23 protein-coding genes, 1 tRNA gene and 2 pseudogenes are annotated in these 23,287 nt (G+C 63.4%); 16 read left to right on the top strand and 10 right to left on the bottom strand.

Annotated features, from left to right (window positions below; genetic code table 11):
- Positions 1 to 43 precede the first annotated feature (43 nt).
- The 7 genes and pseudogenes from AC3RCC_RS26660 (at position 44) to AC3RCC_RS26630 (ending at position 5,123) form a co-directional block, all read left to right on the top strand.
- Entirely contained in the window at positions 44 to 889 is an 846-nt protein-coding gene (locus AC3RCC_RS26660; protein WP_492257147.1) for an alpha/beta fold hydrolase, read from the top strand.
- A 102-nt stretch (positions 890 to 991) separates the two neighbouring features.
- Positions 992 to 2,380, top strand: coding sequence for a Rid family hydrolase (locus tag AC3RCC_RS26655; RefSeq protein ID WP_492257146.1), 1,389 nt, complete (start codon positions 992 to 994; stop codon positions 2,378 to 2,380).
- A 138-nt stretch (positions 2,381 to 2,518) separates the two neighbouring features.
- Positions 2,519 to 3,142 carry a LysR family transcriptional regulator gene (locus AC3RCC_RS26650; protein ID WP_492257145.1) on the top strand — a complete coding sequence of 208 codons (624 nt, stop codon included), beginning with the start codon at positions 2,519 to 2,521 and terminating at the stop codon, positions 3,140 to 3,142.
- A pseudogene (locus tag AC3RCC_RS26645) lies at positions 3,094 to 3,384 on the top strand (amidohydrolase family protein); the annotation flags it as partial. The gene AC3RCC_RS26650 and the pseudogene AC3RCC_RS26645, both read left to right, overlap by 49 nt.
- Before the next feature lie 134 nt (positions 3,385 to 3,518).
- A pseudogene (locus tag AC3RCC_RS26640) lies at positions 3,519 to 3,794 on the top strand (DoxX family protein); the annotation flags it as partial.
- A gap of 199 nt (positions 3,795 to 3,993) precedes the next feature.
- Entirely contained in the window at positions 3,994 to 4,233 is a 240-nt protein-coding gene (locus tag AC3RCC_RS26635; RefSeq protein WP_465247510.1) for a hypothetical protein, read from the top strand.
- Positions 4,234 to 4,466: 233 nt separating this feature from the next.
- Positions 4,467 to 5,123, top strand: coding sequence for a response regulator (locus AC3RCC_RS26630; RefSeq protein ID WP_291638413.1), 657 nt, complete (start codon positions 4,467 to 4,469; stop codon positions 5,121 to 5,123).
- A 15-nt stretch (positions 5,124 to 5,138) separates the two neighbouring features.
- Here AC3RCC_RS26630 and AC3RCC_RS26625 read toward each other — a convergent pair whose 3' ends face one another.
- Together AC3RCC_RS26625 and AC3RCC_RS26620 are read right to left on the bottom strand one after the other, a co-directional pair.
- Positions 5,139 to 7,322, bottom strand: coding sequence for a sensor histidine kinase (locus tag AC3RCC_RS26625; protein WP_492257144.1), 2,184 nt, complete (start codon positions 7,320 to 7,322; stop codon positions 5,139 to 5,141).
- 62 nt (positions 7,323 to 7,384) lie between these two features.
- Positions 7,385 to 8,332, bottom strand: coding sequence for an ABC transporter substrate-binding protein (locus tag AC3RCC_RS26620; protein WP_492257143.1), 948 nt, complete (start codon positions 8,330 to 8,332; stop codon positions 7,385 to 7,387).
- A gap of 307 nt (positions 8,333 to 8,639) precedes the next feature.
- On the opposite strand from AC3RCC_RS26620, the gene AC3RCC_RS26615 reads away from it, so the two are divergent.
- From AC3RCC_RS26615 to AC3RCC_RS26590, 6 genes are all read left to right on the top strand, one after another.
- On the top strand, positions 8,640 to 9,353 hold the full coding sequence (locus AC3RCC_RS26615) for a substrate-binding periplasmic protein (RefSeq protein WP_291638410.1): 714 nt from the start codon (positions 8,640 to 8,642) through the stop codon (positions 9,351 to 9,353).
- Between the two features lie 72 nt (positions 9,354 to 9,425).
- Positions 9,426 to 9,911, top strand: a complete 486-nt coding sequence (locus tag AC3RCC_RS26610; RefSeq protein ID WP_492257142.1) for a GlcG/HbpS family heme-binding protein — start codon at positions 9,426 to 9,428, stop codon at positions 9,909 to 9,911.
- Positions 9,912 to 10,007: 96 nt separating this feature from the next.
- The gene (locus tag AC3RCC_RS26605; protein WP_492257141.1) at positions 10,008 to 10,286 is read left to right on the top strand and encodes a hypothetical protein; all 279 of its coding nucleotides are present in this window, start codon (positions 10,008 to 10,010) and stop codon (positions 10,284 to 10,286) included.
- A 19-nt stretch (positions 10,287 to 10,305) separates the two neighbouring features.
- A complete protein-coding gene (locus AC3RCC_RS26600) occupies positions 10,306 to 10,605 on the top strand; it encodes a hypothetical protein (RefSeq protein WP_492257140.1) in 300 nt (99 codons plus the stop codon).
- Positions 10,606 to 10,635: 30 nt separating this feature from the next.
- Complete coding sequence (locus tag AC3RCC_RS26595) at positions 10,636 to 10,950, top strand: hypothetical protein (protein ID WP_291638406.1); 315 nt, start codon at positions 10,636 to 10,638, stop codon at positions 10,948 to 10,950.
- A gap of 74 nt (positions 10,951 to 11,024) precedes the next feature.
- Complete coding sequence (locus AC3RCC_RS26590; RefSeq protein WP_291638405.1) at positions 11,025 to 11,426, top strand: hypothetical protein; 402 nt, start codon at positions 11,025 to 11,027, stop codon at positions 11,424 to 11,426.
- Here the strand turns inward: AC3RCC_RS26590 and AC3RCC_RS26585 are convergent.
- Both AC3RCC_RS26585 and AC3RCC_RS26580 read right to left on the bottom strand, forming a co-directional pair.
- Positions 11,397 to 11,473: transfer RNA gene (locus tag AC3RCC_RS26585), tRNA-Arg, on the bottom strand. The genes AC3RCC_RS26590 and AC3RCC_RS26585 overlap by 30 nt on opposite strands.
- 182 nt (positions 11,474 to 11,655) lie before the next feature.
- Positions 11,656 to 15,447 (bottom strand): SIR2 family protein, encoded by a 3,792-nt coding sequence (locus AC3RCC_RS26580; RefSeq protein WP_492257139.1) that lies wholly within the window; start codon positions 15,445 to 15,447, stop codon positions 11,656 to 11,658.
- A gap of 141 nt (positions 15,448 to 15,588) precedes the next feature.
- On the opposite strand from AC3RCC_RS26580, the gene AC3RCC_RS26575 reads away from it, so the two are divergent.
- Positions 15,589 to 16,551, top strand: coding sequence for an HNH endonuclease (locus AC3RCC_RS26575; RefSeq protein WP_492257138.1), 963 nt, complete (start codon positions 15,589 to 15,591; stop codon positions 16,549 to 16,551).
- Between the two features lie 187 nt (positions 16,552 to 16,738).
- Here AC3RCC_RS26575 and tnpC read toward each other — a convergent pair whose 3' ends face one another.
- Genes tnpC through tnpA form a run of 3 tightly spaced genes read right to left on the bottom strand, consistent with a single transcriptional unit; the run spans position 16,739 to position 19,113 of the window.
- Positions 16,739 to 18,271: an IS66 family transposase gene (gene tnpC, locus AC3RCC_RS26570; protein WP_492257137.1), complete on the bottom strand. Its 1,533-nt coding sequence runs from the start codon at positions 18,269 to 18,271 to the stop codon at positions 16,739 to 16,741.
- A gap of 42 nt (positions 18,272 to 18,313) precedes the next feature.
- Positions 18,314 to 18,670, bottom strand: a complete 357-nt coding sequence (gene tnpB, locus AC3RCC_RS26565; RefSeq protein WP_492257136.1) for an IS66 family insertion sequence element accessory protein TnpB — start codon at positions 18,668 to 18,670, stop codon at positions 18,314 to 18,316.
- Complete coding sequence (gene tnpA, locus AC3RCC_RS26560) at positions 18,667 to 19,113, bottom strand: IS66-like element accessory protein TnpA (protein ID WP_492257135.1); 447 nt, start codon at positions 19,111 to 19,113, stop codon at positions 18,667 to 18,669. The genes tnpB and tnpA overlap by 4 nt, the downstream gene beginning before the upstream one ends.
- A 98-nt stretch (positions 19,114 to 19,211) precedes the next feature.
- Here tnpA and AC3RCC_RS26555 point away from each other — a divergent pair, with 98 nt between their 5' ends.
- A complete protein-coding gene (locus AC3RCC_RS26555) occupies positions 19,212 to 19,418 on the top strand; it encodes a sunset domain-containing protein (protein ID WP_492257134.1) in 207 nt (68 codons plus the stop codon).
- A gap of 772 nt (positions 19,419 to 20,190) precedes the next feature.
- The gene (locus AC3RCC_RS26550; protein WP_492257133.1) at positions 20,191 to 20,679 is read left to right on the top strand and encodes a hypothetical protein; all 489 of its coding nucleotides are present in this window, start codon (positions 20,191 to 20,193) and stop codon (positions 20,677 to 20,679) included.
- Positions 20,680 to 20,738: 59 nt separating this feature from the next.
- Here AC3RCC_RS26550 and AC3RCC_RS26545 read toward each other — a convergent pair whose 3' ends face one another.
- The 3 genes from AC3RCC_RS26545 to AC3RCC_RS26535 all read right to left on the bottom strand — a co-directional run bounded on the left by AC3RCC_RS26545 (position 20,739) and on the right by AC3RCC_RS26535 (position 23,215).
- Positions 20,739 to 21,251, bottom strand: coding sequence for a hypothetical protein (locus AC3RCC_RS26545; RefSeq protein WP_492257132.1), 513 nt, complete (start codon positions 21,249 to 21,251; stop codon positions 20,739 to 20,741).
- A 398-nt stretch (positions 21,252 to 21,649) separates the two neighbouring features.
- Positions 21,650 to 22,018, bottom strand: coding sequence for a hypothetical protein (locus tag AC3RCC_RS26540; RefSeq protein WP_492257131.1), 369 nt, complete (start codon positions 22,016 to 22,018; stop codon positions 21,650 to 21,652).
- A gap of 201 nt (positions 22,019 to 22,219) precedes the next feature.
- On the bottom strand, positions 22,220 to 23,215 hold the full coding sequence (locus tag AC3RCC_RS26535) for an integrase (RefSeq protein ID WP_492257130.1): 996 nt from the start codon (positions 23,213 to 23,215) through the stop codon (positions 22,220 to 22,222).
- Between the last annotated feature and the right edge of the window lie 72 nt (positions 23,216 to 23,287).

The following is a 23,287-nucleotide window of genomic DNA, read 5'->3' as shown; positions in this document are numbered from 1 at the left end:
GCGGGCCAGCACCGGCGTGGCCGCATCACAAAGGACAAGACCCATGCCTTTCGTCAGGACCAGCGACGACGTCGCCTTACACTACTCCGACTGGGGCAGCGGCCAGCCGGTGCTGCTGATCCATGGTTGGCCGCTCACCGCCGAGATGTGGGAGTATCAGGCTTCCGCCCTCGTCGACGCCGGCTACCGGGTGATCAGCTATGACCGGCGCGGCTTCGGGCGCTCCGACCGACCCTGGTCGCGCTACGACTATGATCGCCTGGCCGACGATCTCGACAGCCTGATCCGCCATCTCGACCTACGCGACATCGTCCTGGTCGGCTTCTCCATGGGCGGCGGCGAGGTCGCGCGCTTCCTGTCGCGGCATGGCGCCGCGCGTGTCGCAGGGGCTGCGTTGATCGCTGCGGTCACGCCTTGCCTCGCTCGCCATCCCGACAATCCGCATGGCCTCGATCGCGCTGTCTTCGATGGTCTTGCGGCGGCTCTTTCCGGCGATCGGATCGGCTTTCTGGCGGGCTATGCCGAAACCGTGTTCCGGCCGGGTACGGACCCGGTCGTCGCCGCGGGCTTGAAGGCCTGGTATCTCTCGATGGCTCTCCCGGCCTCCGGCCCGGCGACGCTGGCGACGGCGCGCGCCTGGTACGAAACTGATTTCCGCCCGGACATGTCGGCCTTCACCGTGCCGACGCTGATCCTTCACGGCGCGCAGGACCAGAGCGTGCCGGCGGCTATCGCCGGGCGCGCCGCGGCCAGCCTGATCCCGGGCGCGCGCTATGTCGAATATGCGGAAGCAGGCCACTTCCTTCCCGTCGACGAAAAGACGCGCGTCACAGCCGATCTGCTGGCCTTCCTGAACGGCCTGCGGCGTTCGGAGCCATCTGCGCCGTAAACCGACACAGGAACGATCACCGGCTATCCGCGCCCGCGCCCGCATGCGCCCTCGGCGGCGGCGACCCGGCACCTTTCGAGATCAAAAACAGGGAAAACGACTATGACCACGACACGCAGGGCCTTCACCCAGGGCCTTCTGGGCGCAGCTTCGCTGGCCCCGGCGCCGCTGTTCGCACAGAACCGGGCCGCGAGCACACCCTCCCCAAAAGCAGTCGATCTGGCACCGCGCGCGGTCTGGCCCGGCGGCGTGCAGAAGCCGCTGATGCCCTATACGCCGGCGATCACGGCCGGAGGCTGGCTCTTCGTCGCCGGGCAACTCGCCAGCGACTTCAAAACCGGCATCGACCCGGCGGCCAGGAGCAATGATCCCGCACACCCTGTCCGGCTCGGCCTGCAATCGAAGCTCGTCCTGTCGAACCTCGCCGAGACCGTCGCGGCCGCGGGCCTCGACATGAGCAAGGATACCGCCCGGATCTGGCAGTGGTACACCTCGCGGCATCCGACGCTGGCGGCCTTCAAGAAAGGCGACACGTCTCCACAGATCTCGGCTGTGCCTCACCTGGTGCAACAGGACCGGGTCTTCACGCAGCCTTTGCCGGCCTCGACCGGCATCGGCATCAAGGAGTTGATGGTCAAGGACACCCTGCTGGAAATCGAACTGATCGGCGTCGCGGATGGCGGGGCCAATGTCGGATTTCCTGCGCTTTTCAGCCAGTCGAGCGCATTGGGAGGGCGTTCCTCGGCTGTTCGCCGCGGCGACTGGGTGTTCCTCGCAGCGGATCCGGCTGGCCCGGCCGGCGCCGCCACCGGGAAACTGCGGAAGCAAACCGATGCGACGCTCGCCAAGCTCGCCAAGATGGCGGAGATGGCCGGATCGTCGCTTGGGCGCGCCGTCAAGGCCGAGCTGTTCATCGGCGATCCCTCCGGTTTTGCGGAGATCGACGCGGCATGGGCGAAGTGGTTCCCGACGAACCCGCCGGCACGGATCGTCGTGCCGTATTCCGGGCTCAGCAAGAAAGGTAGCCAGGTCGAGATCGCGCTGACCTTGCTGGCGAATGACAGCAACAAGCGCATCGAAACCGTGTCGACCGACAAGGCCCCGAAGGCGATCGGCCACGCGCCCCAGGCGATCAAAGCCGGCAATCTGCTGTTCCTGAGCCAGCAGCTCGCTGTTGACGAGAATGGCAAGGTCCCGGAGAGCCTGACCCGGCATCCGAGCTTCCCCTATTACGGGCAACCGGCGCGGCAGCAGATGAAGTACATGCTGAAGAATGTCGCGGCGATCTGCGAGGCCGCGGGCACGTCATTGAGCAATGTCGTCCGCCGGGCCTGCTTCCATGACCACGGCGTCCACTTCGCTGAATCGATGGACGAATGGGCCGCGCATTTCCCGCAGCTGAAGCCGGTCTCGACCACCATCATCCTGGGTGGGCCGCTGCAGGCGGCCGGCGCGCACACATTGCTGGACCTTATCGCCTACGCGCCCTGACGCAGTCCAGGTCCAGGTGGCGGCACAGGGCTCCTGCGCCGCCATTTTCGCCTGGGAAGGCACGTCCAGCCACCTTCTTGCCCTTTGTGCCTCGCCCGGCTTTCCCGGGCGGGGCACGTGTTTTCCCGGTGAGGCGACATGACGGCCGATATGTTCAAGAGATTGAGCTGGGACGACCTGCGTGTCGTCAAGGCCATCGGAGAAGCCGGAGGCGTCGCGGGGGCGGCCGCGTCGATGGGGGTCAACCACACGACGATTTTCCGCAGGCTTGCCCAGGTCGAATATGTCCTGCACGTCAGCCTCTTCGAGAGGCGCCGGACAGGTTATACTCCGACCTCCGCCGGGCTCGAGGTCGTTGCCTTGGCTCAACGACTCGAGCTCGACATCGTCGCAGTCACGCAGGGCCTGGCCGGGCCGGAACAGGTCTTGACCGGAGAGCTGCGTGTCACGACGAGCGATGCCATCGCCGGTCACCTCCTCATGCCGATATCGGCGCAGTTCAGAACCCTCCATCCGTCGATCCGCATCGAGGTCCTGATCGGAAACGATCCGTTCAACCTGGCCAGGGGAGACGCCGACATTGCGCTGCGGGCCACGAACACGCCGCCTGAAAACCTTGTCGGGAGGAAGCTCGCCACCGTCGCCTGGGCACCCTATGGCCGCGCTGCCGACTATGGCGGCAAGCGCATCGATCCGCAGGCGCTGCATCGGCGCACATGGAGCTGCGCTGGGACGGCGTGCGCTCGCTCGCCGACGCGATGAACATGCTCAAGCGCCAGGTCGCGGTAACGCCGCCGCCGCAATGGGTGCGCGTCGTCGGCGGCTTCACCGAGCATCAGTTCGCCGAGAAGCGCCTGCCGACGATCGAGGAACTCAATGCGGTCGCGCCGGACACGCCGGTCTTCATCCTGCATCTCTACGACCGCGCCTTGCTCAACGGCGCGGCGCTGCGGGCCGTCGGCTATACGAAGGATACGCCTCAGCCGCCCGGCGGCGAGATCACCGACCTGATCGTGCCCGATCGCGATTTCTTCGCCTGCCCGGAGGACGAGCTCTCCTTCATCACCGCCGATCTCACCGTCGTCGGCGGCAAGGTCGTCTACGGAGCCCGGGATTTCGCCAGCGCCGACGAGAGCGCGCCTCCCCCGGCCATTTCGGCCTGACCCCGGCGCCGCTCTTCGCGGTCGGCGTCATCGTCTTCGAGCTCGTGGCGACCGCGATGATCCTGACCGGCCGCTGGCGCTGGCTCGCCGCGCTTGCGCTCGCCGGCTTCACGCTCGTGGCGACCTTCATCGCCATCCGCTTCTGGGACATGCCGGCGGGCCAGGGGCGGATGATGGCGACGAACAGCTTCTTCGAGCATCTCGGCCTGATCGGCGGCTTCATCATCGCCGCGCTCGACGATCTCGGGTAGCGGAAGGGCACGGTACGATGAGCATCATCGCGCTACTTTGCCGAAAAATAAGAATCGAAGGAGCCAGCGGGGACTGCGATCGTAGGTCAATTTGAACGCAATCCTTGGCTTTCCTTCTGCTGCTGACGCTCATCGTTATACCGATGTCGCTGGGGGAGGCATCCTACATCCGGTTCCCGCCGCAGGGTCTCAGCCTGAAATGGTATCGGGACTATGTCTCGGACCTCGGCTGGATGGGAGCGATCTGGTTCAGCCGGAAGATCGCCTTTGCGACCATAGCCGGGGCGACCGTGATCGGGGCACGCCCTTCGACCTCCTGGCGTATTTCTACACCAAGGATCTCGGCCGCGCCTTTCGCGTCGCCGAAGAGCTCGAATACGGCATGGTCGACATCAATTCGGCCATCCTCGGCATCGAGGGGGTCGTCGAGATCAAGTAGATGCTGACGGGCGGGCTGGGCGCGTAGACTTAATCGGAACAATCGACAAACAGCTCGCCGAGTTGCGCCATGAGCGGAAGTTGGCTTGGTGCCGGAGAGCGGACATTCCCTGAGCAGCGCTTTCGAGGCCGCGATAGGGCTTCCCGGTCAGGCGGACGTGGCTCCTCAGAAACCTAAAGTTGAAAGAACGGCGATTGTCGCAACGTCGTGGCTGGGGCAATTTAAGCCCTGTCATGCAAATCCTTCTTGTCGATGACCATGCCCTTATTCGCGACGCGCTTCGCGCCATTCTGGCCGAGATTGTGGCGTGTGCTGTCATCGACGAGGCGGACTCCGCCCACAAGGCTATGGAACTCGCCGAAAGCAATCCCGAGAAGCAGCTCGTCATCCTGGATCTTGGTTTGCCCGACGGCGACGGCCTTCATCTTCTGAAGACAATCCGTGCGTGTCGCCCCGCGACGGCGGTCGTCGTCCTGTCCAGCAGCACCGAAGCCGCCGTGATGGCTGCGGCACTCGATGCCGGCGCGGTCGGCTTCATCCCGAAATCGGCGCCCCGCTCGGTCATGGTCAGCGCGCTCCACCTCATCTTAGCAGGCGGCATCTATATTCCGCCTGAAGCTTGGCCGTCCCGGTCGAAAGAGGTGCTCCCGGCGGCACCGGTACGGCCGCCGACGCCAGCAGAGCTCGGCCTCACGGAAAGGCAGCTCGAAGTGCTGGCACTCTTGATGCGCGGCCGCAGCAACAAGGCTATCGCCCGCACGCTCTCGATTGCCGAAGTCACAGTGAAACATCATGTCACCGCGCTGATGCGGGCGCTCCAGGTCAGTAACCGCACCGAGGCGGCGCTCACAATCGCCCGCTATGGCTGGCAATTGCCGGATATCGCCTGAGCGCTCCGTCTCCCTTCACGGGCAGCTAGTCCCGGTCATAGCCTTCGCGACGGCGGCGCGCAGCGCGACCGGCAGCAAGGGCTTGCGCAGCACGTCAATCGTGGCACTTGCCTCGCCCAGTTGGAGAGCTTGCGGCTGCCCGCTGAGCATGATGACCCGGAGGCCGGGTCGCAAATCCCGCATCGCTGCAATGGCCGCGACCCCATCGGATGTGCCTATGCCATCGCCGTCAGCGACGAGCAAATCAACAGGACCGCTTTCCAATTCGACCGGCGATGCCGTCTCTCGGACATCGAAGCCCCACAAACGGAGCAGGCTGGCCGTTGCATTCCGTGCTGCCGGATCGTCTCCGAGTACCACCGCATAGCGCCCCTGACCGAAGAGGGTATGGCGCCGGAGATCAGTTGTCGGCGAGGGCTCGGCTATCGATGGAACGACGGGCACCTGTATCGCGAAGGTGGAGCCGCGGTCCGGTGTCGAATCCAGGCTGACCGGGTGGTTCAGCAGGTGTGCGAAGCTTGCTACGATGAAGAGCCCGAGCCCCAGTCCGCGCTCGCCACTCTGGCCGGGTGTCGGCGCCCGGAAAAACTCTCCGAAGATGTCGGATTGCATCTCTGCGGGGATACCCGGGCCCGTATCCGTGACCGCGATCATCAATTGGCCGTCGCGATCAGTGCAGGATAGCGTGACGCTGCCGTTGTTCGTGTAGCGGATTGCGTTCGCCAGAAGGTTCTGCAGGATGCGCTGCAGGAGCAAGGCGTCGCTTTCGATCCAGAGGTCGCTGCTGCCGATTTCCAGCGCCAGGTCCTTGGCCGAGGCTGCCGGTGCAAAGAGCACACGCAAGGCATCGCAGAGCGGGGCGATAGGAAAGCGCGATCGCGCTGGCCTGATCGCGCCTGCCTCGATCTTCGAGGTATCCAGGATCGCGTCGAACATGCTGTTGAGGCTGTCAACGGCCTCGGCGAGCTTGCCGTTGAGGCGCGCGCGCCGGTCTCTTGTCGGATTGGCGCGCAATTCGTCGATGAAGAGGCTCAAGGCGTGTAGAGGCTGGCGCAGGTCGTGGCTGGCGCTGGCGAGGAACCGGGACTTGGCCTGATTGGCGCGCGCCAGTTCCTGCGTCCTCTGCGCAACCTTGTGTTCGAGCGTCGCCCGTTCGGCCTGGAGGCTGTTGGCCATCTCGTTGAAGCGCTCGCCGAGCTCCGCGAACTCGTCCGAGCCGGTGATCGCGATCCGATGATCGAGCGCTCCGGCGCCGATCCTGGCCGCGCCGGCGGTCAACGTCTCGATCGGCCGGGTCATGTGTCTCGCGATCAGGACGCCGCAGATGATCGCCGCCACGAGCCCACCCAGCAAGGCGACGAGCGATAGGCGGATGGAGGCATAAACGGGTGCCAGCACTTCGGCCCGCGGCAGTTCGGTGACGACATTCCAGCCGAGCGACGGCAAACGGGCATGCGCCGACAGGATCTTCTGCCCGTCGAGATCCCGGCCGGGGACGAGGGATGCCCTCTCGCCGGGTGGCGCCGCGGTCAGCGCGGCCCGGACCTGTGGCAGGGTCGAGACGTCGGCTCGCCGCAGGACCAGGCTGATATCGGGATGCGAGATCAGGCGCCCCGCATCGTCCACCAGCAGCATGTGGCCGGCCTCGCCGATACGGCTTGCCGCAACGATGTCCCAGATCAGCTTGAGATTGACGTCCGCGACTACGCTGCCTTGGCGGGTGGAAGCGCCACCGAGATGGATGGTAACGTAGGGCTCTGAGCCGTCCTGGAAATAGACCGGACCGACATGGCGCCCCTGTTGCCGCGCGGCCAGATAGGCTTCCGTCTGGCCGAGATCCGCGCCCGAGGCCGCGACATCCGGCCCTAAACGGGATACGCGCAGTTGCTCCCGGCCTTGCGGATCAAGCAGGCGCAGCGTGCTCACCGGCGCGAGTGCCCGCAGGGTTCGTAGCGCATCAATCCGCCGATCATCCTCATTCGTGCTCGACCAAGACGGCGCGATCAGCCAGCGCAGATGCGCTTCGAGCTCGTCGACGAAACGCAGGATGCGTTCGGCCGCCGTCGCGGCCTGCAGCTGATGCAGCGCCGTCACCGTCCTCATCTGGGCGCCGAGGAAGAGCCACAAGCTCATGCCGCCGGCGCAGACCAGCACGAGCGCGGCGATGCCTGCGATCGCTGCCGCGACCTTGATCGACAATCGACGTCCCAGTCTCCGGACAAAATGTCCGGGGCGAGCGAAGCTGCGCCGATCGGCTGGCTTCACTCGATCACCTCGTCAGCACGCGCTAGAATTGCGCGCGAAAAGGTTAGGTTGAAGGAGCGGGCCGCTGTCTGGTTCAGGATGAGTTCGAACTGCGTCGGGCGTTCCACCGGCAGGTCGCCCGGCTTGGCGCCGGCGAGGATACGCGCCACGAAAAACGCGACGCGACGGTAGATCAGTGACAATCGCGGGCCGTAGGTACAGAGCGCGCCGGCCTGAGCGAAGACCGGCCAGCCGGAGATGACGGGGATGCGCTCCTCGTTCGCAAGCGCCATGATCGTCTTGCGATGCGCGATGGCGAAGCCGTCGGGCAGGAGCGAGATCGCGTCAGGCCGAAGACGGGCGAGATCGGCCCGCGCCGCCAGCACCGCGTCGCTGTTCGGCGTGGCGATAAAATCGATCGCGATCCCGAGGCGATGCCCGGCTTCCTCGGAGGAGGCGCGCTCGATATCCGAGCCCGCGTGATGCGGATTGCCGAGCACGGCGACGCGATTCAGTTTCGGGACGATCTCCTTCAGCAGCTCCAGCCGCTTCCCGAGCAGTTCGAAGGCCATGAAGGTGACGCCGGTGCAATTGCCGGAAGGTTGGGAGAGGCTTTTGGCGAAGCCGGCGGAGATCGGATCGGCGCTCGTGACGAAAATAATCGGGATGGGCAATCCCAGTTTGAGCACGTCCGGGATCGCCGCGCCCTGCACCATCAGAAGCTCGACGCCGCTCGTGACGAGCTCCCGCGCCAATGCCGGAACGCGATCCATCTTGTCGTCGCCATAGCGATAGAGGATCTCGATGCTTTCCCCGGGAACGAGCTTTTGTTCCACGAGCCCCTCTCGCAATGCGTCGAGATAGGGCACAAGGCTCGCCGCCGGCTGGGCCGTGAGCCAGCCGATACGCCTGGCCCGGCCCGGCGTCGCCGCGAGGCTACGAGAGGCTGAGGCACAAGCTGTCATGATCAGAAGTTCGCGTCGGCTATGCATATCGGCCTCCGGCTAGGGCGACCAGAATGCCGTAGCGGAAGGCCAATGCCTAGCGGTTGATACCGAGGTGCCGGCACCGACGCCGGCATGCCTTCCTGGAGTTTTCGCCTGCAAAGACAAAAGCTTGCCGATCGATCCGCGCGCCCATGGCGCGCCTGTCGACGGCACCTGCGGATAATGTTGCTGCCTGATGGCGGCGCCTATCGTCCTGGTGATCGGAGCATCGGCTCCAGCAAACGAGGACGACATCATGAAAACCGGGATCGCAGGAGCTCTCGTCATGGGTCTTTGGGCTGCAATGCCGGCCGCCCATGCCCAGGCGCTGGTCAAGGTCGGCATCACGCCGGCAGGGCAACCCGCATCCGGCCTGAATCAGGACACGAAGGCGCCTGAGGGATTCGCCGTCGAGATCATGCAGGCGATCAGTGCCGATGCGGGCCTCAGCCTGCAGTTCCAGGCGATGCCCTTTGGTGAATTGCAGCAGGCGCTGGCCGAACGGCGGATCGATACCATCGCGGGCTCATTTGGCATCACGTCCGAGCGCCAGAAGGTCGTCGATTTCACCCATCCCTATGGCAGCTATCGCGACGTCCTGATCGTGAAGGCGTCGAATACCGCTGCCTTCAAATCGGTCTCCGATCTCAAGGGGATGAAGATCGCGACGTCGCGCGGCAGCTCTTATGTCAAGCCGCTCGAGGACGCCGGCGCGGACCTCTCGCTCTCGGCGACGCCGCCGGAATCGATCGCCAAGCTCCAGGCTGGCAGCGTCGACGGGATCATCGACAATGGGCTGCAGGCGAATTTCCTGCTGAGAATGAGTGGGAATAGCGGACTGCGCACGGTCGCAAGCTACCAGCCCATCCTCGTCGGCCATCTCGCTTTCGCGGTGCGCAAGGGCGATGCCGATTTGCTGATGAAGATCGACCGCTCGCTGTCGAAGCTGGAGGCAGCCGGAACCGTCGCCGCGATCAAGGCGAAATGGGGCCTCGACTGAGTTCGGGGTACCGGCCCTTTCCACCGAAACCTTCATCCGAGCGCTGAAGCGGCGCTTGTAGGAGCCTGTCACATGAAAACGACATCGTTGATCGCATTCGCATTTTTTTGCCTGCCCGCAGCGGCCCATGCGCAAGCGCCTCAAGTGGAAAAAAACGTCTCGATGGCCATGGCACAGGCCATCATCGCCGGTGCCGTCGAGGAATGTGCCAAGACATCGTTCCGCGTCAGCGTGGTCATCGTAGACAAGGCGGGGCAGCTTGCCGCGGCGCTGCGCGGCGATGGCACAGCGCCTCATACCGTCGAATTCGCCCGCTTGAAGGCTTACACGGCCCGGACCCGCAACCAGACCTCGCTGGAGTTCGCCACAGCAACGGCCAGTGGCGATGCTTCAGCGCTGCGCCAGATTCCCGGCGTCATCGCGATCGGCGGCGGCGTGCCTATCAAGGCTGGTGCCGAGACGATCGGCGCCGTCGGGGTTTCCGGCGCGCCCGGTGGTGACAAGGACGAAACCTGCGCCAAGGCGGGGATCGCCAAGGTCGCGACGGCGCTCAACTGATCCGGATTCCCCATGGTCGACCGATTCTGCGGCGCCGCGCGCAAGCGGTCGCCCTTTCGACGTCAACCCTCACAGATGACAAGAAGGACGGCCACCATGGTCATCTCATCAAACGTACGCAGCGTCATCCGTCGCTCCGCACAAGCCCGCGGCATCGCGGCGTGCCTGCTCGGCCTCCTGCCGATGTCGGACCTCTCTTTTGCGCAGGGCGCCCGGGACGTCTGCCCTAGGGGATATTCGATCTTCCAGACGGTCTGCCTGAACGAGGTGACGGGCGATGTGGTCAATCAGTCCCGAGAGAAGGGAGACGGAGCCACCCCTTCGCCAACTTCCATTCCGGACAAGATGTCCGCACCCGTCAAATCCGGCGGCTGACAGGTTCAGGAGGTGCGTCATGTCCAGCAGATGGCTTCTTGGCGTGGTTTTCGCGCTGCTGATGCAGAGTCCGCCCGGATCCTCCACGGCCCTTGCCGGCGGCACGGCAGCTGAAGCCTGTGCGCCGCATGACCTGGCCGTCTTCAGCCTGATCGAACAGCATGGGGAGGATCGGAGCCTTGCTGCGGAGATTGTCGCTGATGCCGCGATGAAGCTTATCGATGCGCGGGTCGCATGTCGCGACGGGCGAAAGGCCGAGGCAATTGCGATCTACACTGATCTCAGCGCGAGGCTGGCTGCCGCAGCCGGCGGCCGTTGAGCTTCCTCTTCCTTGCACAAGGAGGCTGCCATGACAGCGGCTGAACTGGCGACAGCTGTGTTTACGCTGTGCAACGCCATCCGCGCTCTCGCCTATCTGCCGCAGATCCTGCGCATCATTCAGACCCCTGACGGCGCGCGGGCGATTTCGTGCGCGACCTGGAGCCTGTTTGCGATTTCGCACCTGACCACGGTCGTATACGCCCTCCTAGCCGCTCACGATTGGACGATGGCGGCAGTCTTCGGAGGCAATGCTCTCGCCTGTGCCATCATACTCGGTCTGACCTTGTCTAAGCGACGGCAGGGGCAAGGACGGTCAACCAAGTGCGTCATCGCGGCGAATTGACCTTACCAAGCGCTATCCTGACGCTGGAATCGATGACTTGAAGCACCAATGCGCCAATAGCTGAACTTGGCGCATTGAACCGCCTCTACGACGCGATCGAGAACGGCATCACCGACTATCGGGATGCCAATTTCGCTCAACGCGTTGCCGACGCAAAACTCCGCGTCGCTGACGGACAGGAGCGAATCGAGCAGTTGAAGTGCAGGCGAGTGCTGCACGGTACACGCATCTCGGACGAACGGGTGGCCGCATTTTCGCAGAAGATCAGCGAGCGGCTGCGCAGTGCCGATCCAGCCTTCCGCCGGGCATGGCTGCATCTGTTCGTGGACCGCGTCGTCATCGGACCTGAGGAAATCCGCATCCTCGGCCCGAAACAGGCTCTGGCAGAAGGGCTTGTTCAGGAGAAAACCGGAGCTGGCACGATTGTGCCCAGCTTTGACCGGAAATGGCGCGCCCGACACGATTCGAACGTGTGACCTTTGCCTTCGGAGGGCAACGCTCTATCCAGCTGAGCTACGGGCGCAATCCGTGGAAGGTGGATAGCCGATCCCGGCTGCTTCGGCAACGAGGGATTTTGCGATTGAGCAGAGCCCGAAGCGGCAAAGGTCACACGTTCGAATCGTGTCGGGCGCGCCGCGGCTGTGGCGGAGGCAGCCCATCTTCGGCCAGCGCTTGCCAATGGCGCCGGGTTAGATCGCAACAGCGCTATCGCTCGCGCCGCCGTCTGAGTTCGGAAAGCCGCGGATCCCCCGCTGTCTCGGGAGCCTCGGTTAAGCGATTAAGCACTTCCTCAATCTTATAAGGCCATTGTCTGGGATCCTCCGCCAACACGCCCCACAGAAGATCGAGCGTGGCGCGCGGATGATGCACAGCGGGATGGTCATCCCCATCTTTTAGGATCATCCGCAGATTTAGGCCGCGGACAGGGACTAGGCGCGGCAGGATCAGGTCGACAACCCCCGGCATAAGGTCGCCGCTCGCCAGGGCGAGATCCGCGAGCCTCGCCGAATTCGCTGGCGTCCGAAGCGCTCGCTGCTTGGGCCAGACGTCGGCCAGGAATGGAATTACCTGATCTCGCCACTTACCATCGTCAGCTGTGAGCAATTGCTCAAGATGCCAGATAAACTGACCTCGCAGCTCATCGCCTGTGTGGATCAATATTTCGCGCAACTCAACGTCCGAGGCGTGGCGCGCCGACTGCGTGTTTTCTCTCTCGCCGAGCCAGCCGGAAAGTAGAAGGCCAGCCAGGACATTTCCGTGCTGACGTTGCCAGCGCGGCTGTCGTGATCGAGCCGCCAACCCAGCCTTCAAACGCGGATATAGCATGCGACTTGGCCGCGCTGCCCAAAAAACGCCGTCCCAAAACGCGTCTCCGTCATCTCCCTGGTCGTCGGCCGCTGGGAGCAGTTCGCGTGCTGTCCAAACCGGGTCAATGGCGTAGAGCCATGCCGATTGTAAGCCGATCATGACGAGGGCTTGGCTGCGAAGATTTCCCGGCAGGCTGAGAAGTTGTTGTAGCTTAGAAGTCCAGTGGGCGGGGAACTGGGCACATAACCCCAGGCCATCTTTGGCCGGATCTTTCATGAGCAGGTTTACCAACCTACCTACTGGCGCGTTTAGCGCGATGTCCGCCCAGCCGTTACCGAGCCTGGGGCGGCGCCCGGGATCGCCCGTCGCCAATGCCTGCATCATCTGTGACCAGAGTGGTTCGAAGGCCTGGCTAGTATCGCCATAAAGCCGAGCAGCGATGGCTTCCATCCACTCTGAGACTGGGTAAGCAATCTTTTGGAACTGGTCCATCGGCAGGCGAACTAGACGACCGACGATCACCGAGATCATCCGCGCGTTGTCTTTTTGGCGCATATCAGCAGATAGGAATGTGGACCAAGCTGTGCGAGGTGCTTCGCCTTTGCGTCCGACATGCGTAAGCGCCCCCAGAGCCCGGACCGGGCGATGCTCCGAGAGACCCCGGAACGGTTCGCGCTGGACGCGATCGAACAAGTCTAACCTTCCAGCCTCCCTTGCCTTCGCCAAGATCTCCGGAATGGGCGTTTTGAGCAGCGGCTCGGCGGCATTGTCCGTTTCGATGCTGTAGACTACTGGCGCCCGAGATTTAGCCACCTCGTCGCCAACGCGCTCGGTCCATCCAGGCGCCGCGGCGCGCAACGCCGCCATCTCCGCGGCCAGGTCGAACGTGAACTGCACGCCATGGCTGGACAGCCAGTGCAAGCGGCTCAGCCGATCGTCGGCGATCGCACGTTCCGCGCCGCCACGCACGTCTTTGCTCCAAGGAAATGCGCCCGTTAGAAGCCGCGCTTCAATGGCTGTTTTCAATTCGCTCGGCAGCTCCGCCCAGCGATCGCGCAGTGCGTAAAGCAAATCTCGCTCGTGTAATGATCCCCAGAACACGCGCTCCGAGAACGATAGCAACATTCTCGCAGCCTCATCCGCCGGGATGAGCTCATGGCCCGCGGCCCAGATTCGTAGTCGCGCAAAGATGTGCTCGTCACTGACTGGCCACCGACGCACCTCGTCGCGCGCTGCGGTGGGGTCGAGTCGGAGCCAGCGCGCCATCAAGTTCTGAACCATCAGAATCGGCCCGGTGAGTCCGTAGCTGTTGTCGGGCAGGGCTGGCCCATTATCTGGCGCTCGGGTGGTCTCAAAATACAGGCGTTCGTCTCCGGTGACTTCTCTTTCCAGGCTGACCGCCAATTCCAAGTTCGCGCGAAACTGGCTCACCGCATAGCCAACGTATTCGTCCGGGATGTGTAGCCCCTCGTGAGGATGCGGATACTCAATATCAATGCTCACCACAGCCTCAGGCACGCCCGCATCCGACCAAGTGAGAGGGTGGTCAATGCCGAACACTCGTTCGATCTTGAGTTGTGGTCGATACATCCCGGCAATTTCACGGACTAGGCTAGTGGACCAACCCTCCTTTACCGAGCGATCTAGGATGTCATACCGCAGCATGTCCGGGTTCGCACGCATGTCGGACCAGGCTGAGAAGAGCAAGCGCCAGCCTCGGCGAACGCTCTCAGGAAACTGCTGAGGCTCATGCCGCATCCGGGACTCGATGCTGCGCCGGATGTCCGGGTGCAATCCGGCTTGGTGTGCGGCCCACCACAAGGCTACAGGCTGATGGGCGACACGTTGAATCCAGATACCGAGGCTAGCGAGACGTGGGGACAGCGGCGCGGCCATAGTCGCAGCCGTGCCGCGTAGCGTGTTGGTCGAGGCCTCGCCGGACTCTTCATAATCGAGCCGAGTCGGCGCGAACGGATCCCAGGCGCCGTCCGGAATCTTGCGTTGGTTCAACTTATCGTCCGGCTGTGTCGGCTCGGGCGGTGCGTCGAAATCGAAGCCCAGTGCGTCAAACGGGTCCAGTATCCCGCTCGCGTCGTCATCGGGCTTTAAGGGACCGGGGTGCCCATAGCGAAGTTGCGGATCGAAGGCCAGGAGCCAGCTTGCATCGATCGGCATCTGCGCCGTCGCGATCCGGTGCGCACCTTCGCGCGTTGACACGACATGCGCGATTTGCCCTCGGACATGCGCGTCGATCACGCTGGGGCCTGCCTTCGCGCTGCTCAGCAGATCAGTATACCAGCCATCGACGTCCCGCGCCCTATGCGCCCATGCCGCCAGCGTATCCCATAGCGGGGCGAACCCGTTACTGCTGTCGAACGGTATCGCCTGGACACCGCGATGCTCCCAGAGCGCCGCGGCCTCCGTGCTCTCGCCCGACTGAAACGCAAAGAGTCGGTTTCGGCTTCCGGCCCGCAGGTTCAATGCCTCTAGCAGATATTGCACTGGGGGATCGTCCGCCGTGTAACCAACAAAGACGATCTGAAACCTAGCCAGCAGCGACTGGATGAAACGCGTCGCCCAACCTTCCGACAGATAGGCTCGACCAAAATCGGCGCTGGAGACGACGAACTCATCGTCCTGTGGTCGCCGGTAATGTTTGTCGACGCGGCCGTGTAGATGGGTGATGCCGCGAAACTCGCGGTCGCTTCGTGGGTCCGGCAGTCGCGGCGGCCCCCAGGATTCGAGCGCGGGTTCACACTCTTCGAACAGTAGGTCGAAATTAGTTGTGACCAGTCGGGTCACACCAGTTCGTGACGTAGCCAGGTTAAGCAAAATGCGATGTGCGTCGAGTGCGTAGCCCTCCGGTGGCCTGATCGCCTCGGCCACGGCTTCGCGAACGTCGTTGACCTCGAATTCCCGTTCGAGCAAACCAAATACACGATCGGTCGCCAATAGACCGCCCACACCAGCCATCTGGCCCATCTCGATGGCCTTCTCGAGGAGTTGCCGAGCTGGACTGTTCTGGGCTGCCCCCAACAAGCGAATGACGTCCCGTCCAAGCTTCTCGAAGTTGGGAAGATGCGCATTCGCTTGTGAGACGCCAGCGCCGCAGAAGAAGATAACATCTCCCAAATCGCGGGCTACAAGCAGGTCATCGGGGACCGACGGGCCATCGGCAACAAAGCGCATGGGAATACTAAGGCGTTCCAAGGGATCGATCGACGATTTTTGCTAAGTCAAATATTGGTGAGACGCTAGGGCGCCGTGCCTGAAAGGAGAAAAATCACAATGGTCCGAGCGCCTTTGACATCAGACGCAGTTCACAGAGCCTTGGCCGAATTCGACGAGCTCGGACGCGAGACATTCCTCCGCACCTACGGCTTCGGCACGGCTAAGGACTACATGCTCCTGGTCGACGGGAAGGAATACGACTCCAAGGCGATCGTCGCCGTCGCCCACAAATACCTCCCCGGTGACGGACGACCGCTGAAGCACAATGAATTGTCAGGTGGACTTGGAGATGCCGTCCGGAAGCTAACGGATCTCAATTTCCAGGTCGTGCCTCGCTCGGCTCGCATCGACTGGACGTGGGACGAGCACGTGCTGGCGCTTGAGCTCTACATGGTTAATCCAGCGTCACCGCCGAGCAAGACCAGCGCTCAGGTCGCCGCACTATCGGAGCTTCTGAACCGGCTGGGCGAGCGCCGAGGAATCGAACGAAGCGAGACCTATCGCAACGCCAACGGCGTCTACATGAAGATGATGAACTTCCGGAGGTTCGACCCAGCGTTCCAGGCAGCCGGGAAGATCGGGCTGTCCCAGGGCAACAAGCTGGAGGAAGAGGTCTGGATCACTTTCGCTCTCGACGGGGCTGCCCTGACGCAAGCGGCGCGAGCAATCAGGACAGCGATCGATGACGATGCGGTCACCATCTCGCCGGTCGACGACGATCTGGAGGTCGAGGAAGGTGGCCTGATTTTGCGCCTTCATCTCTCTCGGGAGCGCAGCCGGAAGCTGATCCAGCGAAAGCGCGAGCATGTTCATGCGCAGCTCGGACGTCTGGCCTGCGAGGCATGTGACTTCGAGTTCGCCGACCGATATGGCGATCTGGGTCAGGGCTTCATCGAGGTCCATCACAGAAAGCCGGTCGCATCACTCACTCCTGGCGACAAGACGCGCCTCGAGGATCTCGCGCTGGTCTGCGCGAACTGCCATCGAATGTTGCACAGGAGGAAGGCGCTGCTGAGCGTCGAGGATCTTCGCAACCTGGTCGTAGTCGACAGCCGTCGCTGATCGCCCAGGGTATCGCGACCAGTTCAAAATCGACCGGCGCCTTCCACGGAGCGTTAGCGCCTTACCTCTATCGTGGAGCCTATGACTGTTGTTCGCTTCAGACCAGGCCGTCCGAGGCGGGAGTTCAATTTTGGGCTCGCTGCGAAATGGATCGTGGTCGCCATTGGCTTGACCGTAAGCGTCGTCCTCAGGCCACGTCCCTGAGAGGGGCCTGAACCGGATAGGCCCAGGGCAGCAGCTCATCGATGCGGCTGTTGGGATGGCCGCTGACGATCCTGGCGATGACATCGGCGAGATAGGCGTGCGGCTCGACGCCGTTGAGCTTTGCGGTTTCGACGAGCGAGGCGATGACGGCCCAATGCTCGGCGCCGCCGTCGGAGCCGGCGAAGAGCGCATTCTTCCTGGTCAGGGCCAACGGCCGGATCGAGCGCTCGACAGTGTTGGAGTCGATTTCGACGCGACCGTCATCGAGGAAGAGGCTCAAGCCCTGCCAACGCGAGAGCGCATAGCGGATGGCTTCGGCGAGCTTCGTCTTCTGGCTGATCAGGCTGAGCTTCTCGCGCAGCCATGGCTCCATGGCCTCGAGGATCGGCCTGCTCTTCTCCTGGCGCGCGACCCGACGTGCATCGGCATCATGGCCACGGATCGCGGCTTCGATGCGATAGAGCTCGGCGATGCGCTGGAGGGCTTCGCTGGCGATCGGAGCGGGGCCGGACTGAGCGAGCTCGTAAAAGCGTCGCCGCACATGCGACCAGCACAGGGCCAGGCGAACCTCGCCCCGTTCGGCCAACACCTTGTAGCCGCCATAGCCGTCGACCTGGAGGATGCCGCGGAAGCCGGCGAGATGAGCGATCGGCCGTTCCGCCTTGCGGTCGGGAGCATAGACATAGACGACGCCGGGTGGATCGGCGCCGCCCCAGGGCCGGTCATCGCGGGCATAAGCCCAGAGCTGGCCCGTCTTCGTCCGGCCCCGGCCGGGATCGAGCACGGGCGCCGTGGTCTCGTCGGCGAACAGCTTGGGCGAGGCCTTCAGCACCGCCAGCATCCGTTCATGCACGGGCCGCAACAGGAAGGCGGCGCGCCCGACCCAGTCGGCCAGCGTCGAGCGATCGAGCGCGACGCCCTGGCGCGCATAGATCTGGGCCTGACGATACAGCGGCAGATGATCGGCATATTTGGAGACCAGCACCTGGGCGACCGTCGCCTCGGTCGGGATCCCGCCCTCGATCAGCCGGGCCGGGGCCGGAGCCTGCACCACGACGTCTTCGCAGGAGCGGCGGGCATATTTCGGCCGGCGCAGCACGAGCACGCGGAACTGGGCCGGCACGATGTCGAGGCGCTCGGCCACATCCTCGCCGATGCGATGAAGCTTACCGGAACAGCAAGGACAAGTGTCGCTCTCGATATCGACCATCATCTCGATCCGCGGCAGATGCGCCGGCAGCGCGCCACGGTTCGCGCGACGCTGGCGCTCCCGGGCTGCCTTCTCAGCCGGCGCTGTCTCCTCGGACGCCGCAAACTCGGCGGCTTCGACCTGCTCGGCCTCTTCCAGCCCCAGCAGAAGCTGATCCTCCGGCAAGGTCTCGGCCCGGCGGCCGAAGCGGTGCCGCTGCAACTCCTTGATGATCTGGCGCAGGCGCTCGATCTCCGCTTCCCGCGCGATCAGCATCGCCTGAAGCGTCTCGGGGTCACGGGGGAGCTCTGGCGGGAGCGCGGCCATGACGCCGATTCAATCATATTCGTCAGATGCTTGCGAGCGCTTTCAGCTCGCGGCGACCGGCGCCGCCGCCCGCTGCGGTTCATGGACCCGGCGCCAGTCCAGCCCTTCGAACAGGGCCTGAAGCTGGGCCGCCGTCAGCCGCAGGGCTCCGTCCTCGATCCTGGGCCAGCGGAACTCGCCATCCTCCAGACGCTTCGAGACCAGCACCACGCCGGTGCCGTCCCAGAACACCAGTTTCACCCGGTCCGGGCGCTTGGCGCGGAACACGTAGATCGTGCCCGAGAACGGGTCGGCGCCCATCGTCTCGCGCACCAGCGCGGCCAGCCCCTCGGCGCCCTTGCGGAAGTCGACTGGCTTCGTCGCCACCATGACGCGGACCGCGCCGGTCGGGCCGATCACGATCCGGCCTTCAACGCGCCGAGCACCGCCGCGATCGTGACCGGCGAGGCCCCGTTCTCGATCGTTACCCTGACGCCAGCGACGTCGACCTCGATGGCTGCCGCGCGGCGCGACCGAGCGCGCCGCTTCGGGCGTGACGTTGGCGCCGTCCGCTCCGGTGCGACGGCAGATTCCGACGCGACCACCGCCGGCACGAACGCTGGCATCGCTTCCGCGGCTTTGCGGATCTCGCGCCGCCAGGTGAACAACTGCTGCGGCGACAAGGCATGGCGGCGGGCGACGGCGCTCACCGTCGCACCAGCCTCGAAGCTCTCCGCCACGATCCGCGCCTTGTCCTCGGCAGACCAGTCCCGACGGCGCCCCGCACCCGTGAAGACCTCAAACCGCCGAACCGGCTCGTCGATCTCGGCGCTCGATTTAAGCGTAAGCTCTGAAATCGTCATATGTCCAAGCCCTCCAGGCTCGGAACATCAACGTTCATGCCCCAGTCCGAAAGGTGGCACCGGGACGACGCTTACGCTTGACCAGCCTATGCGCAGGCATGTGGATCTACCGCGAGCCACTCAAAGCAGCCGTATCGCCGAGCTGCAAAATTCGCGGAAACATCAGTTCCACCGGCGAGCGCATCTACCACGTTCCAGGCCAGCGGTATTATGCCGACGTCGTCTTGCATTGGTGGCGCGGAGAGCGATGGTTCTGCACTGAGGCCGACGCCAAGCGAGCCGGCTGGCGTCGCGCCAGGATCTGACAACCTCAGATGCGCTATCGCGGCCAGCCTCGAGCAGCGCTCCATCGACCGCAGTGACGACGAATATGCGCCCTAGGATTCGCAGGGAGAGTCACCAACTGGCTCAGCAGCGTTGAGCGCTACCCATGCAGCGCAAACGGGTTGTTGCTGCCAGTGAGCTTCCCTTCATCCTGGGTTCCGGCGAGGCTCGAGGTGTCCGTCGTCGGGATTTTCCGATAACGCAGACATCCGCAGTGAAGGTCCGTCTCGGCATCTATTCGAATGCGGTCATCGCTATCGCGCGCGCCTCTCCGGGGACGCCCTGCAAGCGAGAAGCAATCGAAATTCGACTCCGGACACGCGAAATGTCGAAATCAGTGAACCTGCGGCATCAGGCTGCAATGCAGGTCGTGTGCCGAGATCTTTTTTGATTTCAGCGTTCCAGGACAACTTAGGGTAAACTTACGGTCAACCAACGACTGATTTCATTGAATTTTCCGCGCTGCGTGGTTTACCTTGCGGGCCGCCCCAAATAGGTATTCTGGTGCCCTCTCGGCATGTTGGTTGACCGCAAGTTGTCCAAATGCGCCCTCTTGGTTGACCAGGGTAAACAGCGCTGGAGCGATAGATCGCTCGGCGCCTCTTGTGGCTCGTGTGATTGAGCAGCGTTGATCCGGGTGGCCGGCACGGGGACAGCGTCAAAATCGCTACAGCGGCCTGCCTGGCTCGGCCTGCCGATCGAGGCTCGCCTTACCCGCTTGACGAACGGCTGTAGCTGAATCTACCAGACGCTATGGCGAAGCAAAAGCGCGACAACGTCTATTACCTCGGCGTTGTCGAGAAGAAGCATCCCGCGATCTATGCGCGCTATCTAGCCGGCGATTTTAAGAGCGCAGCTGCGGCGATCCTGGCCGCGGGCGTTCGGCAGCCCCCCAAGCAGATCCACGCGTTGATAAGGGCATGGAAGAAGGCCACTCCGACCGAAAGAGCTGAATTTCTGTCGATTGTTGGAGGCCGAACGAGCGGCGCCGCATCTCCGCCGTCGTCGACGACCTCATTGCTGGCGATCACGGATGCCGAGGGCCGTCTGACATTCGATGGCAAGCGCCGGGTCATCGAGATCATGGCCCGGCGCGGGATCAAGATGGGCACCGTTATGGACGAGCTAGGTCGGAAACGACTCGACGCCAGCGTCGGAAGAGCCCTGAATCAAGAGCACCGTCTGAAATCAGACCTGGCTGCATCGCTGCAGGCATGGGTCGATCGGCACCGTGGCCTCTAGCTGATCGATCCCATCCAACGCGGTTGGCCCAACCGATGGTGTTGGTCACCGCACTTCCCTTATTCTTCGAGGTCGAGGGTTCTGAGCGCTTCGTCAACGTCGATGTCATCCGAAATACCGAACTTCTTTTCACGCTCACGCGCACGCTGACAGCGCTTCCGCTCAGTTGCCTGCGCGCGCTTGTAGGCGGCCTTCTCTTCGGGGGTAAACGTGGACAGGTCAGTCCAGGTCCGGACGTTATCGGCACTGCCATTGCGATAGACGCGCTGGCGATCTCTGTGCTTGCGACGTTCACACGCCTCACGATCCTCAGTAGGCTGCTGTGGCTCGTGCACGTGATGGGTATACGACCGGACGGTCAGCCCAACCCTCTCGCGCGAGATCCTGTAGAGGGCCCGCTCCAGGTGACGATCGAAGACTCGATCGCGCGCCCTGTGCCGCTCCTTGTCGGCCTTCCACGCCTCGATTGCCATACGAGGAGCCAAATCAGGTCGGCGCATCGATACGGGCTCACGATCGCCGGTATGTCTATTGGCAGACGACGCAGAGCTTTCGAGGTCGGCCAGGGTCAAGGCATATGCTCCATTTAATGCTGGAGACTATATAGCACTTTTTTGCCGGGCTGTTGTTTGTCACGCTTTGTGACATTTCCCTATATATGGCTTTATACTCTAAGCATGTTTATTATTTAAGGAACCGCAGCATAAAGTGTGACGTCCGGAAGCTTCCCTGCCTGCCTGCCTGCCTGCCTCGGCTCGCTGCGCTCGCCCTGCGCGGCCTTCGGCCTTGCGTCGCGCCTGCGGCGCGAGTCTTTAAATCCCGGGCCGGAGGTTGGCTTTCATAACCACTCCCGGCTCACGTCTTGGGACGCCGTAGCTTGCTTCCTGAGAAGCCTGAAACCTTTCAATGGCATCCCGACGTGCGGCTGCCGAGAACTACGTCTCTACGCCACCGGGAACTGAGGATCGCTTCACCGGCACAGGTCCGCGGCGATGAGTTCATCGATCTTCGTGAAGAACGGCTGCATGCCGCCGACGACCAGCTTGTCGCCTAAGATCCAGAGCGTCGCGCTGTAGGACTGAAACGCTCTCGGGTTCTCGTCGCGACGCAGCGACACGATCGGTCCGCAGACCTTCCCCTGCTCGCCGGTTGATCGGGGAATGCGCAGCGCCTCGATGTCCAGGCGGAAGTCGTCAGAGTTCAGGATCCAGTGGCGCACGTCGCGATTGATGAGCACGAGAACGTCGGCGCGGGTGAAGTCGCTGGCCTGCGAGGGAGTTGCGACGAGAGAAATCGCTAAGGCGACTGACGAAAGGGCGGATGTGAAGGCGCGTGTCATGTCGATCTCCAGTGGTCGAGATCACGCGTCCATCGGAGCACCGGATTGGCACTAGCCCTCCGGCTCGGGAAACCGGTGGGAGGCAGCAATGGTCATGGTGCGCGGCTGCACCACGCAGGCAAGGATAGAGCGTTGGAGGCCGGCAGATTGCCTGCATCCCGTAGGGCATCAACGCGTCAAACTAGGACTTCGACTTCGGGGCTACCCGAGGCGCGCAACGAGATCCGTGGCTCGCAGATGCGCGTAGCGCGCGAGCATGCGCAGCTCTTTGTGCCCGGAGATGGTAGACACTTCTACGACGTTGAGGCCCTTCTCGAACAATCGCGACACGGCTTCGTGGCGCAGATCGTGGAAGTGCAGACCAGAGATCCCAGCGCGCCCGCACAGATGCCCCCAGGCTTGAACGACCGCGCTCTCGCTGGTTGGCAGCGCTCGACCGGTCGACGGGCTTCCCTGGCCTTCCCAGAGTCGCTGGAGCACGCCTCGTGCACGGGTGGAGAGCGGCACGTCGCGAGGTTCGCCGTTTTTCGTGATCGGTAAATGCGCGACCCTCGTTTCAAGGTCAATGTGCTCCCAATTGAGTGACAACAACTCACCGCGGCGCATGCCCGTTTCGATAGCGAGTTCGATCAGGTCGCGCATATAGATGTTTCTACCACTGTCGGCGGCGTCGAGCAGACGTCGCTCCTCGTCATCACGAAGGCGTCGATTGCGCCCTCGAGGTGGACTTGGGCGGCGCACGAGCTTGCAAGGGTTGCGATGCAGATAGACGTCCCAGTCGCGCATCGCGGTATCGATGGCGTGTGAAATCGTGTTCAGCTCGCGGATCACGGTCGACGGTGACACGGTCTTCAGGCGATCGTCTCGGTAAGTCGCAAGATCTGACGTCGAGAGCAGCGCGAGCGTGCGATGACAGATCGAACGACGCAGCAGCGCCTTGATTCTCGAGATTTCGGTATGGGCGCTTCGCTTGCGAGGCGAGATCTCGAGCATATAGCGCTCAAGGATCGACCGCAGCGTGGTAGATTCAGCTACGCGCGTATCCGGTAGCATGCCGCAGCGATCGAGCTCACTCTCGAGCGAGCGCGCCCACTTCTCAGCATCAGCTTTCTGATCGAAGCTCTTCGCTCTCGGCGCCATACCGCGACGACGCACCTGCGCCTGCCATCTGCCTCGAAGCTTCCTGATCGTCGCCATTGCACTGCTGCCTCATTCCTCTAATCACTAGAGGATGCCGGCAGTGGCCCGCCAAGGAGGTTTCCAAGCGCG

The sequence above is a fragment of the Allobosea sp. GW823-FHT01F03 genome, from assembly GCF_058798075.1.
This window is presented reverse-complemented; position numbering and strand designations above follow the sequence as displayed.